We start from the raw sequence: 15597 nt of genomic DNA, 5'->3' as shown, positions 1-15597 counted from the left end.
AGATTTCCCTAGGGTTTTAAATCCTCTAAAGAGTCGTTCGAGACCAGGACGTTGATAGGTTGGGTGTGGAAGCGCAGTAATGCGTTAAGCTAACCAATACTAATTGCTCGTGAGGCTTGATCCTATAACCTGAGACGCGTGAATGCGACGAAGATATAGTCAACCCAAAAACGTAAAAATGCACGTAAGTGCATGATACGAAAGATAAATACTGAAATAGTGTTGATTGGTGTGTAGTATAATTACTTCTTCTATTGAATTCGAGTTAGCGCTGTAGGCTGATTGCGGAGATGAGACATGAAAATGTTTAAATCGAGCGAAAAGCAGAATGCGATAACTCTCGTGTGGTGAGGAGACTCACTGCATCAGACAAGTTTTTGTCTGGCGACCATAGCGAGGTGGTCCCACTCCTTCCCATCCCGAACAGGACAGTGAAACACCTCAGCGCCGATGATAGTGCGGATTGCCCGTGTGAAAGTAGGTCATTGCCAGACTCCCCATACCAGAAAGCCCGATTCGAAAGAGTCGGGCTTTTTGCTGTGCGCGAGAAAGAGGCTAGATAGGGTATTTCTCGCTGATCATTTTTTTATAAGACTTACATGTCTATACCTGCTTAGCGGTGTTATTTCCTTAGCGCCTTGCTTTAAAACTAGGTTAGTATTCAATCACTTAATGTTTTGTAGATTTATTCTAATTAAAGGCGTTTTAATGCAAAATCTATTACCGCTTTATCCTATGCCCGAATTTGAAAGTAAAATTTGTCCGCCGGAGCAATTAGCCGAGCGCATGCAATTATTAGCGCGGCCTTTGGTTTTTACTAATGGTTGTTTTGATATATTGCATCGTGGGCATGTGACTTATTTAGCTCAAGCTCGTGCATTAGGCGCAGCGATGATAGTGGCTTTAAATACGGATGCGTCTGTGAAACGTTTGGGTAAAGGAGATGATAGACCCGTTAATCCTCTGCTCAATCGTGCTGCAGTGATGGCGAGTTTAGCTTCGGTGGATTGTGTTACTTGGTTTGATGACGATACACCATTTGATTTAATTGAATTAATTCAGCCCGAGATTTTGGTTAAAGGTGGCGATTGGTCACCCGATGCGATCGTGGGTAGTAAAGAAGTTTTAGCCCGTGGCGGTTGTGTGCATTCTATTCCATTTTTGTTTGATACATCAACGACAAAGATATTAAAGTCAATTCGAGGTGAGTAATTAGTATGGAATTGGAACGTCATAATCTATTAGCAAAATTAGCATCTGATGTGAATGATTTAGGTTTTTTCCATTCGCAGTTGATTATTCAAGGCGTGTTATTGCTGCTGTGTTGGGGTGGTGCATATTGGATTTCTTTGTATATATTACGGCAGTTTTCTGGGCATACTGTTCGCTGGAAAACAGGTGGTGATGGCGTAAAGCGAGTGCTGTTTCCATTGCTGGCATTGGTTTTTGTGAGCTTGGCTAATTTTGGTTTACATTTACTTGAAGGCCAAACGAATTCTCTGCTGCGAGTCGCTAACTTATTAATGCTAGCGATGGTCAATATTCGAATTTTGGTTTACGTGATTCGTTTAGTGTTTAATGGCGCTGCATGGGTTCAGCGTGGTGAAAAATACATCGCTGCGACGATCTGGTTTGCTTATGTACTTCATGTGATTGGCGTTTTACCAGAATTACTTGAGATTTTAGATTCAATTAGTTTTAACGCTGGTGCGATACATATTTCTGTATTGACGGTCATTCAGGGGTTATTGTCAGTTGGATTTACATTGCTGATTGCAATGTGGGTAGGGCGTTTATTAGAGCAGCGTTTAATGTCTGCTAATCTGATGGATATGAATGTCCGGGTCGTATTGGTTAAAGTGATGCGATCTTTATTGGTCGTTTTTGCTGTATTAGCTTCATTGGCGATGGTCGGCATTGATTTAACGGTGCTATCGGTATTCGGCGGTGCGTTGGGTGTTGGTTTGGGTTTTGGCTTGCAAAAAATTGCGTCGAATTATGTATCGGGCTTTATTATCCTGCTAGATCGCTCGGTGAAATTAGGCGATGTCATTTCGATTGATAATCGGCAAGGGGTGATTAGCGGACTAACTTCACGTTATATTGTTTTGAAAGCGCCCGATGGGACTGAAGCTTTAGTGCCGAATGAAACGCTAATCACGTCAACGGTAGTCAATAACTCTTATCATGATCGCTCGATTTGGGTTGGTTTGCCGATTCAAGTGGCATATAGCTCGGATCTAGAGCAAGTGTTGGCTTTGTTGCCGACGGTAGCGGAAGGTAATCCACGTATTATGCAAAATCCTGCGCCTAGCGTGATGATTTTGGCTTTTGCTGATAATGGGATTAATTTGACTTTGGGCTTTTGGCTGAAAGATCCTGAAAATGGCCAAGGTGCTTTGCGTTCAGATTTGTATTTGAAGATTTGGCAGTTATTTAAACATCATGGGATAGAAATTCCTTATCCACGCCGTGATATTACGATTTTACCGAGTCCAGATCCCGCGCAGCCTATCAGTTAAGGCTGCGAATATTCCAGATTATGAGTAAAATCTAATCCTTGTGCCTAGCATTGGGCGATTGCTTGAAGGACGTATTGTATGGAATGGCTTAATGGCCTGATTGACCTGCCTTGGTGGGCTTACATTCTTGTGATGTTAACGCTCACGCATATCACGATTGCGTCGGTGACGATTTTCTTACATCGCCATCAAGCGCATCGTGCTTTGGATTTACATCCGATTGTGAGCCATTTTTTCCGTTTTTGGCTTTGGTTGACGACGGCGCAAGTCACTAAAGAATGGGCGGCGATTCATCGCAAGCATCATGCAAAATGCGAAACGGCAGAAGACCCGCATAGCCCGCAAGTGCTAGGGATTAAAAAAGTATTCTGGGAGGGTTGGGAATTATATCGCGCGGAAGCGGCCAATCTTGAGACGATGCAAAAATATGGTCACGGTACGCCCGATGACTGGCTAGAGCGCAATCTGTATACGCCGTATGCGAGTTGGGGCCCTACGCTGATGGCGGCGATTGCTTTGCTGCTATTTGGTGTGAATGGCATCTGGATTTGGGCGATGCAAATGCTGTGGATTCCGGTGACCGCCGCTGGGATTATCAATGGCTTTGGGCATTATTGGGGCTATCGCAATTTTGAAACCGAAGACTCATCGACTAATTTGATGCCATGGGGCATTTTGATTGGTGGTGAAGAACTGCACAATAATCATCACACTTTTGGTACGTCAGCCAAAATGTCGTATAAGTGGTTTGAATTTGATATTGGTTGGTTTTACATTCGTATTTTGGAAACGCTCGGTTTGGCCAAAGTACGTAAAGTCGCACCAAAATTGAAAATCGCTGAAACGCGTCCAGTATTGGATGAGCATCTATTGCAAGCGATTATCGCCAATCGTTATGCGATTGCCGCCAATTATGCGCGTACATTGAAAGCCACTGTGGCGAATGAAATTGAGCAATTATCGGCATCTGCTTGTTTGCCATCAATGAATTTTGATGTGACTAAGCGAATGAAGGTGTGGCTTAAGCAAGATGCGAAAGACACGCCAGCCAGTGAGAAAATTCACTTAGAGTTGATTTTGGCGCAAAGCAAAGTATTGGCACAGATTTACCAAATGCGCCAAGAGTTGACGCGGATTTGGGAGCGATCTAGTTTGAATCGCCAAGAACTCGTGCTGCAACTGCAAGACTGGTGCGCACGCGCCGAAGCCAGTGGCATTCAATCGCTACGCGAGTTTTCTTTGCGCCTACGCGCAGTCGCTTAATTGCATCCGTATTAAATTATAAAGGCGAGCCGTGGGTTCGCCTTTTTCTATTAAGGAATAATATTTATGTCATCGATTCAACGCTATCACGTTGGTCCGCGTTTATGCGAAACCGTGGTGCATAACAATACCGTCTATTTGGCTGGACAAATTGCTGAGGATTTAAGCAAAGATGCGCTGGGACAAACGGTGGAAGTGCTCGCTTGTATTGATCGGCTATTGGCGGAAGTCGGCTCGGATAAGAGCAAAATTTTGCAAGTGACAATCTATGTCGCCGATATGGCCGATTACGATGCGATGAATTTGGCTTGGGGTGAATGGGTGCAGCAAGGTCATACGCCAGCGCGTGCGACGGTGCAGGCACGCTTGGCCGATCCGAGTTATAAGGTTGAAATGACGGTGATTGCCGCGTTATAAATTTTTTAGGTTGCATGATTACTCTGTGGAGCTAGCAATGTCGCGAATTTTATTGGCTTATTTGGCCACTTGGCAGCCTTTTGATTTAACTGCATTACCCGCCGAAAAGCTAACTCATCTTTGCTATGCTTTTGCCAAGGTAGTGGATGGACAAGTGGTGGTGCAAAAATCGGGCGATCCAACATTAAGCGATGAGGCGTATTGCCAGCAACTGTGTGCGCAATTGCAGCAGCTTAAATTGCGGAATCCACAGCTAAAAATATTGATTTCGGTAGGCGGTTGGAGTGCGGATGGTTTTTCCGATGCCGCATTAACACCTGAATCGCGCGAGCTATTTTCTCAATCTGTACTGCAGTTTATCCAGCGTTATCAATTTGATGGTGTCGATTTGGATTGGGAATATCCATCCAATGATATGGCCAGCATTAAGGCGCGCCCTGAAGATAAACAAAATTTCACCTTGATGTTAGCGTCGATCCGCCAGCATTTAGACGCGCAATCTGAACGCGAACAACGCGCATCGCAAGATCTGTATTTACTGACGATTGCCGCAGGCGCAGGTCAGTATTATTTGGATGGCGTAGAGTTGCCGCAAGTGGCGGCGCAATGCGACTTCATTAATTTAATGACTTACGACTTTTACAATGGCTGGGCGACCAACGCTGGTCATCATGCTAATTTGTACACGGCAGCGCACGATCCCGATGCGGATAGCGCTGATCGGGCGGTGCGGCTTTATCTCGCTAATGGCGTTAGTGCCGATAAAATCGTATTGGGTTGCCCATTTTACGGTCGAAGTTTACGCGGCGTAGCCGCTCCGGGTTTGGGGGCAGCAGGCACACCTAAGAGCAACGGCACTTACAGCTATCAGCAAATCGCCACTGAATTACTGCCCAGCGGACGTTATATTCGCCATTGGGATGCGGCAGCACAAGTGCCGTGGTTGTATAGCGGTGATGAATTCATCAGCTATGAAGACGCAGAATCAATCGCGCTTAAAGGCCAGTATGTGCAGCAGCATGGACTGGCGGGAGCGATGTTTTGGGAATACACGGAAGATCAGAGCAATACCTTATTGAATGCCTTGTGGGAAAATATACAAAGCTAAGGTATATGGATGTAGCCATTACTTATTAATGGCTACATCCATATACCCGTTGATTGATTAATTGGAGCCACTGATGCATTTGCGTTCAGTTTCACAAGCCGTTATTGCAACGCCGTTTGGGCGGATTGGCCTTAGCGTGGAAGGCGAAAATCTCAGCCAAGTTGATTTTTTACCGGCAGGCGAGGAGTTAATCGCAGCGACTCATCCGCTGCTGCGCGAAGCGGAGCGGCAAATTAGCGCTTACTTCGCCGATCCTAAATTTGTGTTTGATTTGCCGTATGACTTGAGTGGCACGCCGCATCAATTGAAAGTGTGGCAAGCGATTGCGGCGATTCCTGCTGGTGAAGTTGTCAGCTATGCCGCAATTGCGAAGCAGATTGCGTCGGCGCCGCGTGCGATTGGCGGCGCGTGTGGTCGCAATCCAATCCCTGTGATTATTCCTTGTCATCGTGTCGTTGCAGCCAAAGGTTTAGGCGGATTTAATGCCAATCGCAATGGATTAGATTGGTTACCGATCAAACGTTGGTTATTGCAGCACGAAGGCGTGGTGTATGCCGACTGAGCTGGCTGCGGTGCAAATCCCAGAAAGCGAAATCGCGATCATCAATCAATTTCTCGATACGATTTGGCTGGATGATGGTTTGGCAAGCAATACGATTGAAAGCTATCGCCGAGATTTATTGATTTGGGCTGGCTGGCTATATACAGAGCGGCAGCAGCCTTTATTGGCGGCAGATCGCGATGCGATGCAGGCTTTTTTGGCGCGACAATCTCGCGATATGAAGGCGTCGACGCTGGCGCGGCGAATGGCGAGCCTGCGAAAATTCTATCGTCAGGCCGTATTAAATTTGCAAATCAGTATCGACCCAACGGCCGAGCTGACTTCTCCACGGCGAGTGCGCCCCTTGCCCAAGGCTCTGTCTGAAGATCGAATTGAAGCTTTGTTGGCTGCGCCCGATGTGGATACGCCAGCCGGATTGCGCGATCGCGCGATGCTGGAATTGATGTATGCGACGGGTTTGCGCGTGACTGAGCTGGTCACCTTGTCGGTCCACGAGGTGTATTTACCTGAGCGCTACATTCGAGTGGTAAACGGCAAGGGTGGCAAGCAGCGTTTGGTGCCGATTGGTGAGTGGGCGACGGAGTGGGTGGAGCGCTATTTGCGCGACGCCCGCTTATCACTGATTAAGCATTCAAGTGAAGCTTGCCTCTTTGTTAATCAACGCGGCGAGCCGCTAACGCGACAAGGTTGCTGGTTCATCATCAAACAATATGCCGCTCAGGCGGATATTCCGGCCGAATTATTGAGCCCGCATGTATTACGTCATGCTTTTGCAACGCATTTGCTCAATCACGGTGCGGATTTGCGCGTCGTGCAAATGCTGCTGGGTCATTCTGATATTACGACGACGCAAATTTACACGCAGATTGCGGCCGCCCGATTGAAATCTTTGCATCAAAGCCATCACCCTCGTGGGTAATTATTCAGTATTTAATGCGAATCGGGTAAGCTTTGCCTACCGTCAAATCAATGACGTTTAAAACTGGAGATCAAGATGATTGACGCTGCATTAATTAGTAAATTTCAAGATGTCGCCTTGGGTTACGTTACCCAATTTGGCGCGACCATCCTTGCGGGTATCGCTTTTTGGGTCGTGGGTCGCTGGTTAATCGGTTTGGTGGTGCGCTTTGTGCAAGCGGGTTTGACGCGACAAAAAGTCGATCCAACGGTGCTCCGTTACGTGGGTTCAGCGGTCACTGTGCTATTGAACGTCTTGCTCGTGATTGGTATTTTGGGCTACCTCGGCATCCAAACGACGACCTTTGCGGCATTACTTGCTGCTGTCGGTTTGGCGGTGGGTATGGCGTGGTCAGGTTTGCTGGCGAACTTTGCCGGTGGCGCATTCTTGATCGTACTGCGTCCATTTAAAGTGGGCGATATGATTACCGCTGGTGGTGTAACCGGCGTAGTGCATGAAGTCGGCCTATTCGCTTCGACGATCATGACGCCAGATAATATCTTGACCGTGGTCGGCAATAATAAAATTTTCACTGATAACATCCAAAATTACACGGCAACGCCATTTCGCCGCGTGGATTTGAAGGCGCAATTGTCCGGTGCGGCGGATGTGCATCAAGCAATTGCTTTGTTGAAAGAAAATATCGCCAAAATTCCTAATGTGTTGGCTGAGCCTGCGGTTGACGTTGAAATCTTGGAATTCCAATTGGTAGGCCCCGTTTTAGCGGTGCGTCCGTATTGCCATAACGACAATTACTGGCAAGTGTATTTCGATACCAATAAAGCCATCTTGGCAACATTGGCTGCATTCCCTGCACCAACGCCATCGCAATTGGTGGTGGTTCAGCAGCAATAAAATTGAGGGGCAGAGATCACGAAAAGCACAAATATTCACTTTTACTCAACAGCCGTTTTGTGTCGTTCGTGAACTCGGGTTTTGCCCTTTTCGCTAGGCCATAAAAAAAACCCGCTTGCGCGGGTTTTTTGTTATTTACTGAGGGGGTATTAAGCTAGCGCCTTTTCTTTCTCTGGTAGAGTGAGCGATACCTTGCCTTCATTATCAATATCTATCGTCACTTCGCCACCGCTGGTCAATCGACCAAACAACAATTCATCGGCCAGAGCTTTACGAATCGTGTCTTGAATCAATCGCGCCATTGGGCGTGCACCCATTTGCGGATCGAAACCATGTTTGGCCAAATAGTCTTTCAGTGCATCGGTGAAGTGCGCTTCGACTTTTTTCTCGTGCAACTGTGCTTCCAATTGCATTAAGAATTTCTCAACGACTTGCAGAATAATCTCGTGCGTTAATGAGGCGAACGGAATAATCGCATCAATCCGATTGCGGAATTCAGGCGTAAACATGCGCTTGATTTCCTGCATTTCGTCGCCGAGTTCTTTTTTATTCGTGAAGCCAATTGTCGATTTATTCAGCATCTCAGCGCCAGCATTGGTCGTCATAATAATCACCACATTGCGGAAATCTGCTTTGCGGCCATTATTATCGGTCAAAGTGCCGTGATCCATTACTTGCAACAACACGTTGTAAATATCGGGATGCGCTTTTTCGATTTCATCGAGCAGTAAAATCGAGTAGGGATGTTTATTCACTGCCTCGGTGAGTAGGCCGCCTTGCTCATAGCCGACATATCCTGGAGGCGCGCCGATTAAACGACTAACCGCATGGCGCTCCATATATTCAGACATATCAAAGCGAATCAGCTCAATCCCCATCGTAAACGCCAATTGCCGCGCCACTTCGGTTTTACCAACGCCAGTTGGCCCAGAGAACAAGAATGAGCCGATGGGTTTGAGCGGATTGCCCAAGCCTGCGCGCGCCATTTTGATCGATGTAGCGAGCACTTCAATCGCTTTTTCTTGGCCAAACACGACGTTACGCAAATCACGCTCTAGTGTTTTGAGTGTGTCTTTATCATTGCTCGAGACTGATTTTGGCGGAATGCGCGCAATTTTGGAAATAATGTCCTCGATTTCGCCTTTGCCGATGGTTTTCTTTTGCTTCGAGCGCGGCAAGATTTTTTGCGCAGCGCCAGCTTCGTCAATCACATCAATGGCTTTATCAGGTAAATGTCTATCATTGATGTATTTGGCCGATAGTTCGGCAGCGGTGATCAGTGCCGCTTGCGTATATTTCACGCCATGATGCTGCTCGAATTTATCTTTCAAGCCTTTCAAAATTTCGATGGTTTGCTCAATGCTTGGTTCAAGCACATCGATTTTTTGGAAGCGACGGGATAGCGCATTGTCTTTCTCAAAAATACCGCGATATTCGCTATACGTCGTCGCACCTATGCATTTGAGTGTGCCGTTTGAGAGCGCTGGTTTGAGCAGATTGGACGCATCGAGCGTACCGCCTGAAGCTGCGCCTGCGCCAACGAGAGTATGAATTTCGTCGATAAACAAAATCGCATTGCGCTCCTCGCCCAATTGCTTGATGACTGCTTTGAGGCGTTGCTCAAAATCACCGCGGTATTTGGTGCCAGCTAAGAGTGCACCCATGTCCAGTGTGTATACCGTCGCATCTGCCAGAATGTCAGGTACTTCGCCTTCGACGATGCAGCGCGCCAAACCTTCGGCAATCGCGGTTTTGCCTACGCCGGCTTCGCCGACTAAGAGCGGATTGTTTTTGCGGCGGCGGCATAGGATTTGAATGACGCGTTCCAGCTCGGCATCGCGGCCAATCAACGGATCGATTTTGCCCGCGAGCGCTTGTTCATTCATATTTTGCGTATAACTATCGAGCGCGCCACCTGCGGCTGATTCACCTTCACCCTCTTCAGAAGGCTCTGAACGCGGTACTGCTGGCTGGCTGCTGTGGCTGGCTTTGCTGATGCCATGCGCAATGTAATTGACCACATCTAGGCGGGTAATGCCTTGTTGATGTAGGAAATACACCGCGTGGCTGTCTTTTTCACCAAAGATAGCAACGAGTACATTGGCACCAGTGACTTCTTTCTTGCCGGAAGACTGTACGTGCAAAATCGCGCGTTGAATCACGCGTTGGAAACCAATCGTCGGTTGAGTTTCTACTTCGCTAGTGCCCGAAACAACCGGCGTATGCTCGGTGACAAAATCGCTGAGTTGACGACGCAGCTCATCCAAGTTGGCACCGCAAGCCTTAATGACTTCGATGGCAGAAGGGTTATCGAGTAGCGCCAGCAGCAAATGTTCCACGGTAATGTATTCGTGGCGTTTTTGCCGTGCGTCCATGAAAGCCATATGTAGGCTGACTTCGAGTTCTTGGGCGATCATTGGTTCACCTCCATAATGCATTGCAACGGATGCTGATGCGCCCGAGCATACTGCGTGACTTCGGCCACTTTGGTGGCTGCGATATCTTTGGGATAAACCCCGCAAATGCCGCGGCCTTCGGTGTGGACTCTAAGCATAACTTGGTTGGCCCTTTCGCTGGGCATGCCAAAAGAATGTTGTAATACATCAATCACGAAGTCCATTGGGGTGTAATCGTCATTGAGTAATACGACCTGCCACATCGGTGGCGGCGCCGTATCAACGCGTGCTTCTTTTAATTGAATGTCATTTTGATGCTGGATCGCCATTGTTTTGTCTTTTCCTCGCTGTACCTTTATATTTGGCGCTCACAGCGAATTTTTCAAGCGTGAATGCAATACCACAGTGTGCCGTGTATCTTTTATTTTTGCTTGACCGACATAGTCAAAGTGGCGTAAAAAGTTATACATGTTTGTTTTGGGCTTCCCACGGCAAACCGGTTTACCGGTTTTGTACTTCTAGTACGATCGGCAATTTATTTATTATTTTTGTTATTCAGGATGTCCTCAACATGGCATTAGGTACTGTTAAGTGGTTCAACGATTCTAAAGGCTTTGGCTTTATTACTCCAGATGCAGGCGGCGAAGATCTTTTCGCTCACTTCTCTGCGATCAACATGCCAGGCTTCAAAACTTTGAAAGAAGGCCAACGTGTCTCTTTCGACGTTACTCAAGGTCAGAAAGGCCAGCAAGCTGGTAACATCCAAGCTGCTTAATTTCTCCTTGTAGTGATAAGTCCCAACCCGCTTCGGCGGGTTTTTTATTGCCCATTTACTTTCATTATATCGACCAGTTTGCGTAAAAATGAAAAAACCCCGCTCGAAAACGGGGTTTTTTGCAACAAGCTGATTAACGCTACCGATCCAAAGATCGGCGGTCAATCAATTACATGCGAGCGATCATTGCTTTACCGAATGCAGAGCAAGATACTTCTTCTGCATCATCCATCAAGCGTGCGAAGTCATAAGTAACGACTTTGTCTTGAATCGTTTTGCCCATAGATTCGATGATTTTGTCAGCGGCTTCTGTCCAACCCATGTGACGCAACATCATTTCTGCTGACAAGATGATTGAACCTGGGTTCACTTTATCTTGGCCCGCGTATTTTGGTGCTGTGCCGTGAGTCGCTTCAAAGCAAGCGATGTTGTCTGACAAGTTTGCACCTGGCGCGATACCAATACCGCCTACTTCTGCTGCCAAGGCATCAGAAATGTAGTCGCCGTTCAAGTTCAAAGTAGCGATTACATCGTAGTCAGCTGGACGCAACAAGATTTGTTGCAAGAATGCATCAGCGATCACGTCTTTGATGACGATACCGTTCGGTAATTGCATCCATGGGCCGCCGTCGATTTCAACTGCGCCGAATTCAGTTTTCGCTAGCTCGTAACCCCAAGTGCGGAACATGCCTTCGGTAAATTTCATGATGTTACCTTTGTGAACCAAGGTAACACTGCGACGGTTGTTGTCGATTGCGTATTGGATTGCTTTGCGAACTAGGCGCTCAGTACCTTCACGCGATACTGGTTTGATACCGATCGACGAAGTTTCTGGGAAACGGATTTTCGTTACGCCCATTTCTTTTTGCAAGAATTCGATAACTTTCTTCGCGCCTTCAGATTCAGCATCCCACTCGATACCCGCGTAGATGTCTTCTGTGTTTTCACGGAAGATCGTCATGTCAACGCGTTCTGGGTGTTTCACTGGCGAAGGTACGCCTTGGAAGTAACGCACTGGACGCAAGCAAACGTACAGGTCCAAGTTTTGGCGCAAAGCCACGTTCAATGAACGGATACCGCCGCCAACTGGTGTTGCCAATGGGCCTTTGATCGAAACAACGTATTCTTTCAATGCATCGAGGGTTTCTTGTGGCAGGTAAGAGCCATCCGCGTACAATTTAGACGCTTTCTCGCCGCAATAGATTTCCATCCAATGGATTTTACGGTCGTCGCCGTAGCATTTTTTCACCGCAGCATCGACAACGTCGATCATCACTGGCGTGATATCCGCACCAATGCCATCACCCTCGATAAACGGGATGATTGGGTTGTTTGGCGTTGCTAGGTTAGGAACGATCTTTTCGCCCCCTTGTGGGACTTTGATTAGACTCATCGGGCACACCTGTGAAAGCAGTGGTTGAAAACTTTCACCGCAAGTTGATTAATAATTGTGGTCGCGGCGAAAAAACGCACTATTATCACAGGTTTGCGTCCCTTTTGCCAAGAATTACGCGGCGAATGTAGGAAGAAAAAGATCCGCTACAAAGCGCATGAAAGCGAGAAGGGGAGCACGGCATACTCGCTAAACAAAATCTAAAAAGCCGAGTGTCCACGAAAGGCACGAAAAAACACGAACAAAAATCGTGGCTTAATTTACTGTTTCGGTACTTTTGCTCTTGTTCGTGGTTTTCGCGTCTTTCGTGGACTCCGTTTTTGACCTTGCCTCATCGTGCGCTTCGCGGACTGTTGTTTTTGCTTTTACTTCGTTTTAATACCGACTCTAATGACTAATTCATGCCCAAACTGATTTTATTCAATAAGCCCTACGGCGTGATTTGCCAATTTTCGCCCAGCCCGCCGCATCAATGCCTAGCGGATTTTATTACGGTTAAAGACGTGTACGCGGCAGGGCGGCTCGATACTGACTCTGAAGGTCTGCTGCTGCTCACCGACAACGGCGCTTTGCAGCACAAAATTACCGACCCGAAACACAAGCTCGTTAAAACCTACTGGGTGCAAGTCGAAGGCATTCCCGACGAAGCCGCGCTGGCAGCATTGCGCCAAGGTGGCTTGGATTTGGGCGATTTTAAAACGCAGCCTGCTGAGGCGAGTGTGATTGAGCAACCCGAACTCGTGTGGCCGCGCGTGCCGCCGATTCGCGAGCGCGTAGCGATTCCAACGAGCTGGTTGGAAATCAAAATTTCCGAAGGTAAAAATCGCCAAGTACGGCGCATGACGGCAAAGGTAGGGTATCCAACGCTACGCCTTATTCGATATGCGATAGGTGGCTATACCTTGGATGGGATTGAGTTGGGTCAGATACAGACCATCACTGTCGCGCCAGTGCATGTGCCGAATCCCAATCCTAAAGCTGCAGGCAAACCGAAACAACGCGGCCGCCGTGGGCCGAATAAAGTGCGCTAAAGCCAACACCTTGGATCACGAAAGACACGAACGAAGGGCAAAAGGCACGAAAGTGATTCGTGTTTTGCATCATGATTGCTTTTGTATTTTTCGTGTTTTTTGCCTTGTGTTCGTGCTGTTCGTGATCGCTTTTTTTACCTTATTTGAGATGCAAACCATGGCTAAACCCATCGCGCCGATTCCGCATAAAGACGGCATTGCGCCGAGTTTTGTTGGCCTGCCGCAAGGCGACTGGCCGCGGATTCTGGATTTTTTAATTCAGCGCTTTCCGCACGTCGCGGCGGACGATATTCGTGGCCGTTTGTTGCGCGGTGAAGTCGTTGATGAAGCCGGAACGCCGTATCACGTCGACTCGCCGTACCGCGCTGGCACCGTGCTGTGGTACTACCGCCCGCAACCTGAGCCGCTGACTGTGCCGTTTGCCGAGCATATTTTGTATCAAGATGAGATTCTGCTGGTTGTTGATAAACCGCATTTTTTACCCGTCGCGCCAGTGGGGCGTTACGCGCTAGAAAACCTGCAAACTCGTTTACGTTTGCGCCTGAATAATCCCGACATCACGCCATTGCATCGCCTCGATAAAGAAACTGCAGGTGTGATTTTGTTCTGCCAAAGCCCACAGCATCGCCATGCTTATCACGGGCTTTTTGAATCGCGGCAAATTCAAAAAACCTATGAAGCGATTGCGGGTTTTCGTGCTGATTTAAGTTTTCCCTGCGTGCATCGCAGCCGGATTGAATATCGCGATGATGCGTTCACGGTGAAAGAAGTTGCCGGCGAAGCGAATAGCGAAACGGCGATTGAGCTGCTTGAGCGTCGTGGTGACACCGCGCATTACCGCCTCGCACCGCACACCGGCCGCAAACATCAACTGCGCGTGCATTTGGCAGGTTTGGGAATCCCGATTGTGAATGACGCGTGGTATCCCGAGCTATTGGCCGATAAAGGTAACGATTTCTCATCGCCGTTGCAATTGCTCGCGCGGGCGATTGAGTTTGTCGATCCGATTACGGGCGAGGCGCGGCGGTTTGAAAGTCAGCGGGAATTGGTGTGGCCGGAGTAGGGGTCTGAGCGAATTACACCTGATTTTGTATTTTGGTTTGATTCAATCTGCTGCGATTTTTCAACGCTGGATTGCACTAATGCTGTGCGGCACTGACTTTTAGCTCTGCAGACACTTCGTTTTCTGGAATCAGCCTAAGCAGTAGGCCCTCATCAGTCAGCAAATAAATCAGTCCATCTAGTCCAACGCGGACGTCGCGGATTCGGCCGTATTGGTTTTTGAGTAGTCGCTCTTCGTGGGTTACTTGATTGCCCTTGAGTTCTAAGCGAACCAACATTTGGAATTTGAGCGCACCTACGAGCACATTCCCGCGCCAAGCGGGGAAGGCAGAGCCTTGGTAAAACGCTAATCCAGATGGTGCGATTGACGGCGTCCATTGATGGATCGGCTGCTCCATTCCAGGTTTGCTGACGCCTTCGCCAATCTTAGTTCCCGTTCCGTAATTCGCGCCATAGCTAATCACTGGCCAGCCGTAGTTTTTGCCTTGGCGTACGATATTGAGCTCGTCACCACCTTGCGGGCCGTGTTCGGTCGCCCACAATTCGCCTGTTTGCGGGTGCAGCGCAGCGCCTTGCATATTACGGTGACCGTAGCTGAAAATTGCAGCATTTTGAGTAAAGGGCGGCTGTGGCAGGTAAGCACCGTTATCTTTGAGGTGTATGCTTTTGCCAGCCAAATCGTTTAAATCTTGAGCGCGGTTCTGTTCGCCGCGCTCGCCTTGGGTGATGAATAAATTGCCTTTGTGATCAAAAACCAGCCGTGCGCCAAAATGCACATCGCGTTTTCCTGCTGGGCGTTGGCGGTAGATTTGTTGCAGATTTTCTAGTCGATAGTCTTGACCGCTTTGAATTAATTTTGCGCGCACGACTTGCGTTGCTAGGCCTTCGCCCTCGCGCCCAGCGTATGCCAAATACACCCAACGCGTGTTGGAAAAACGTGGATGCAGGGCAATATCGAGCAAGCCACCTTGACCTTCAAAAACCACAGGCGGAACGCCAGCAATCGCTTTTGGCTCGAGCGAGCCATCCTTATTAATCAAGCGTAAGCGTCCAATTCGTTCGGTGACCAGCATTTTACCATCGGGCAAAAACGCCAATCCCCAAGGGTGATCCAGTCCGCGAGTGAGCGTTTCTACTCGAAATGCAAGGCGCTCTGATTGAATAACATCACTTTGTTCGGCGGCTTGGCTGGCGCCGATCAGAATGACGCTTGTGAGCAAGGTTAAAAAATATTGTCGCATATGACCCCGTTAGT

Annotated in this window: 15 protein-coding genes and 2 rRNA genes; 13 read left to right on the top strand and 4 right to left on the bottom strand. The window is 48.1% G+C overall.

Going from position 1 to position 15597, the window contains the following annotated elements; genetic code table 11:
* The 10 genes from Q320_RS0112690 to Q320_RS0112645 all read left to right on the top strand — a co-directional run.
* A 23S ribosomal RNA gene (locus tag Q320_RS0112690) occupies positions 1–124 on the top strand; the annotation flags it as partial.
* A gap of 256 nt (positions 125–380) precedes the next feature.
* Positions 381–494, top strand: a 5S ribosomal RNA gene (rrf, locus tag Q320_RS0112685).
* Between the two features lie 214 nt (positions 495–708).
* Positions 709–1212, top strand: a complete 504-nt coding sequence (rfaE2, locus tag Q320_RS0112680) for a D-glycero-beta-D-manno-heptose 1-phosphate adenylyltransferase (protein WP_027469312.1) — start codon at positions 709–711, stop codon at positions 1210–1212.
* Positions 1213–1217: 5 nt separating this feature from the next.
* Positions 1218–2522: a mechanosensitive ion channel family protein gene (locus Q320_RS0112675; protein WP_035853540.1), complete on the top strand. Its 1305-nt coding sequence runs from the start codon at positions 1218–1220 to the stop codon at positions 2520–2522.
* Positions 2523–2600: 78 nt separating this feature from the next.
* Positions 2601–3785, top strand: a complete 1185-nt coding sequence (locus Q320_RS0112670) for a DesA family fatty acid desaturase (protein ID WP_027469310.1) — start codon at positions 2601–2603, stop codon at positions 3783–3785.
* Between the two features lie 66 nt (positions 3786–3851).
* Positions 3852–4202, top strand: coding sequence for a RidA family protein (locus tag Q320_RS0112665; RefSeq protein WP_027469309.1), 351 nt, complete (start codon positions 3852–3854; stop codon positions 4200–4202).
* Between the two features lie 37 nt (positions 4203–4239).
* Entirely contained in the window at positions 4240–5310 is a 1071-nt protein-coding gene (locus tag Q320_RS0112660; RefSeq protein WP_027469308.1) for a glycoside hydrolase family 18 protein, read from the top strand.
* Positions 5311–5383: 73 nt separating this feature from the next.
* Positions 5384–5872 (top strand): methylated-DNA--[protein]-cysteine S-methyltransferase, encoded by a 489-nt coding sequence (locus Q320_RS0112655; RefSeq protein ID WP_027469307.1) that lies wholly within the window; start codon positions 5384–5386, stop codon positions 5870–5872.
* Positions 5862–6791, top strand: coding sequence for a site-specific tyrosine recombinase XerD (gene xerD / locus Q320_RS0112650; RefSeq protein WP_035853538.1), 930 nt, complete (start codon positions 5862–5864; stop codon positions 6789–6791). Before Q320_RS0112655 ends, xerD begins: the two co-directional genes overlap by 11 nt.
* Before the next feature lie 75 nt (positions 6792–6866).
* Positions 6867–7685, top strand: coding sequence for a mechanosensitive ion channel family protein (locus tag Q320_RS0112645; protein ID WP_035853536.1), 819 nt, complete (start codon positions 6867–6869; stop codon positions 7683–7685).
* A 149-nt stretch (positions 7686–7834) separates the two neighbouring features.
* On the opposite strand, the gene clpA is transcribed toward Q320_RS0112645, so the two are convergent.
* Together clpA and clpS are read right to left on the bottom strand one after the other, a co-directional pair.
* Positions 7835–10102, bottom strand: a complete 2268-nt coding sequence (gene clpA / locus Q320_RS0112640; RefSeq protein ID WP_027469304.1) for an ATP-dependent Clp protease ATP-binding subunit ClpA — start codon at positions 10100–10102, stop codon at positions 7835–7837.
* On the bottom strand, positions 10099–10410 hold the full coding sequence (gene clpS, locus Q320_RS0112635) for an ATP-dependent Clp protease adapter ClpS (RefSeq protein WP_027469303.1): 312 nt from the start codon (positions 10408–10410) through the stop codon (positions 10099–10101). The genes clpA and clpS overlap by 4 nt, the downstream gene beginning before the upstream one ends.
* Positions 10411–10652: 242 nt before the next feature.
* Between clpS and Q320_RS0112630 the strand changes: the two genes are divergently transcribed.
* Positions 10653–10856 (top strand): cold-shock protein, encoded by a 204-nt coding sequence (locus Q320_RS0112630; RefSeq protein WP_027469302.1) that lies wholly within the window; start codon positions 10653–10655, stop codon positions 10854–10856.
* 169 nt (positions 10857–11025) lie between these two features.
* Here Q320_RS0112630 and icd read toward each other — a convergent pair whose 3' ends face one another.
* Positions 11026–12249 carry an NADP-dependent isocitrate dehydrogenase gene (gene icd / locus Q320_RS0112625; protein WP_027469301.1) on the bottom strand — a complete coding sequence of 408 codons (1224 nt, stop codon included), beginning with the start codon at positions 12247–12249 and terminating at the stop codon, positions 11026–11028.
* A 401-nt stretch (positions 12250–12650) separates the two neighbouring features.
* Between icd and Q320_RS0112620 the strand changes: the two genes are divergently transcribed.
* Entirely contained in the window at positions 12651–13280 is a 630-nt protein-coding gene (locus tag Q320_RS0112620) for a pseudouridine synthase (protein ID WP_027469300.1), read from the top strand.
* 157 nt (positions 13281–13437) lie between these two features.
* Complete coding sequence (locus Q320_RS0112615; RefSeq protein WP_027469299.1) at positions 13438–14343, top strand: pseudouridine synthase; 906 nt, start codon at positions 13438–13440, stop codon at positions 14341–14343.
* Positions 14344–14419: 76 nt separating this feature from the next.
* Here Q320_RS0112615 and Q320_RS19775 read toward each other — a convergent pair whose 3' ends face one another.
* Positions 14420–15583, bottom strand: coding sequence for a PQQ-dependent sugar dehydrogenase (locus tag Q320_RS19775; protein WP_051534709.1), 1164 nt, complete (start codon positions 15581–15583; stop codon positions 14420–14422).
* Between the last annotated feature and the right edge of the window lie 14 nt (positions 15584–15597).

It is taken from the genome of Deefgea rivuli DSM 18356, from assembly GCF_000620145.1.
GTDB classification, from domain to species: Bacteria; Pseudomonadota; Gammaproteobacteria; order Burkholderiales; family Chitinibacteraceae; genus Deefgea; species Deefgea rivuli.
The sequence above is the reverse complement of the archived record's forward strand: the minus strand, read 5'-3'. Positions and strand labels throughout refer to the sequence as shown.

Coding starts and splice junctions, on each gene's coding strand:
- rfaE2 (WP_027469312.1), top strand. CDS start 709: ATGCAAAATCTATTACCGCTTTATCCTATGCCCGAATTTGAAAGTAAA.
- Q320_RS0112675 (WP_035853540.1), top strand. CDS start 1,218: ATGGAATTGGAACGTCATAATCTATTAGCAAAATTAGCATCTGATGTG.
- Q320_RS0112670 (WP_027469310.1), top strand. CDS start 2,601: ATGGAATGGCTTAATGGCCTGATTGACCTGCCTTGGTGGGCTTACATT.
- Q320_RS0112665 (WP_027469309.1), top strand. CDS start 3,852: ATGTCATCGATTCAACGCTATCACGTTGGTCCGCGTTTATGCGAAACC.
- Q320_RS0112660 (WP_027469308.1), top strand. CDS start 4,240: ATGTCGCGAATTTTATTGGCTTATTTGGCCACTTGGCAGCCTTTTGAT.
- Q320_RS0112655 (WP_027469307.1), top strand. CDS start 5,384: ATGCATTTGCGTTCAGTTTCACAAGCCGTTATTGCAACGCCGTTTGGG.
- xerD (WP_035853538.1), top strand. CDS start 5,862: ATGCCGACTGAGCTGGCTGCGGTGCAAATCCCAGAAAGCGAAATCGCG.
- Q320_RS0112645 (WP_035853536.1), top strand. CDS start 6,867: ATGATTGACGCTGCATTAATTAGTAAATTTCAAGATGTCGCCTTGGGT.
- clpA (WP_027469304.1), bottom strand. CDS start 10,102: ATGATCGCCCAAGAACTCGAAGTCAGCCTACATATGGCTTTCATGGAC.
- clpS (WP_027469303.1), bottom strand. CDS start 10,410: ATGGCGATCCAGCATCAAAATGACATTCAATTAAAAGAAGCACGCGTT.
- Q320_RS0112630 (WP_027469302.1), top strand. CDS start 10,653: ATGGCATTAGGTACTGTTAAGTGGTTCAACGATTCTAAAGGCTTTGGC.
- icd (WP_027469301.1), bottom strand. CDS start 12,249: ATGAGTCTAATCAAAGTCCCACAAGGGGGCGAAAAGATCGTTCCTAAC.
- Q320_RS0112620 (WP_027469300.1), top strand. CDS start 12,651: ATGCCCAAACTGATTTTATTCAATAAGCCCTACGGCGTGATTTGCCAA.
- Q320_RS0112615 (WP_027469299.1), top strand. CDS start 13,438: ATGGCTAAACCCATCGCGCCGATTCCGCATAAAGACGGCATTGCGCCG.
- Q320_RS19775 (WP_051534709.1), bottom strand. CDS start 15,583: ATGCGACAATATTTTTTAACCTTGCTCACAAGCGTCATTCTGATCGGC.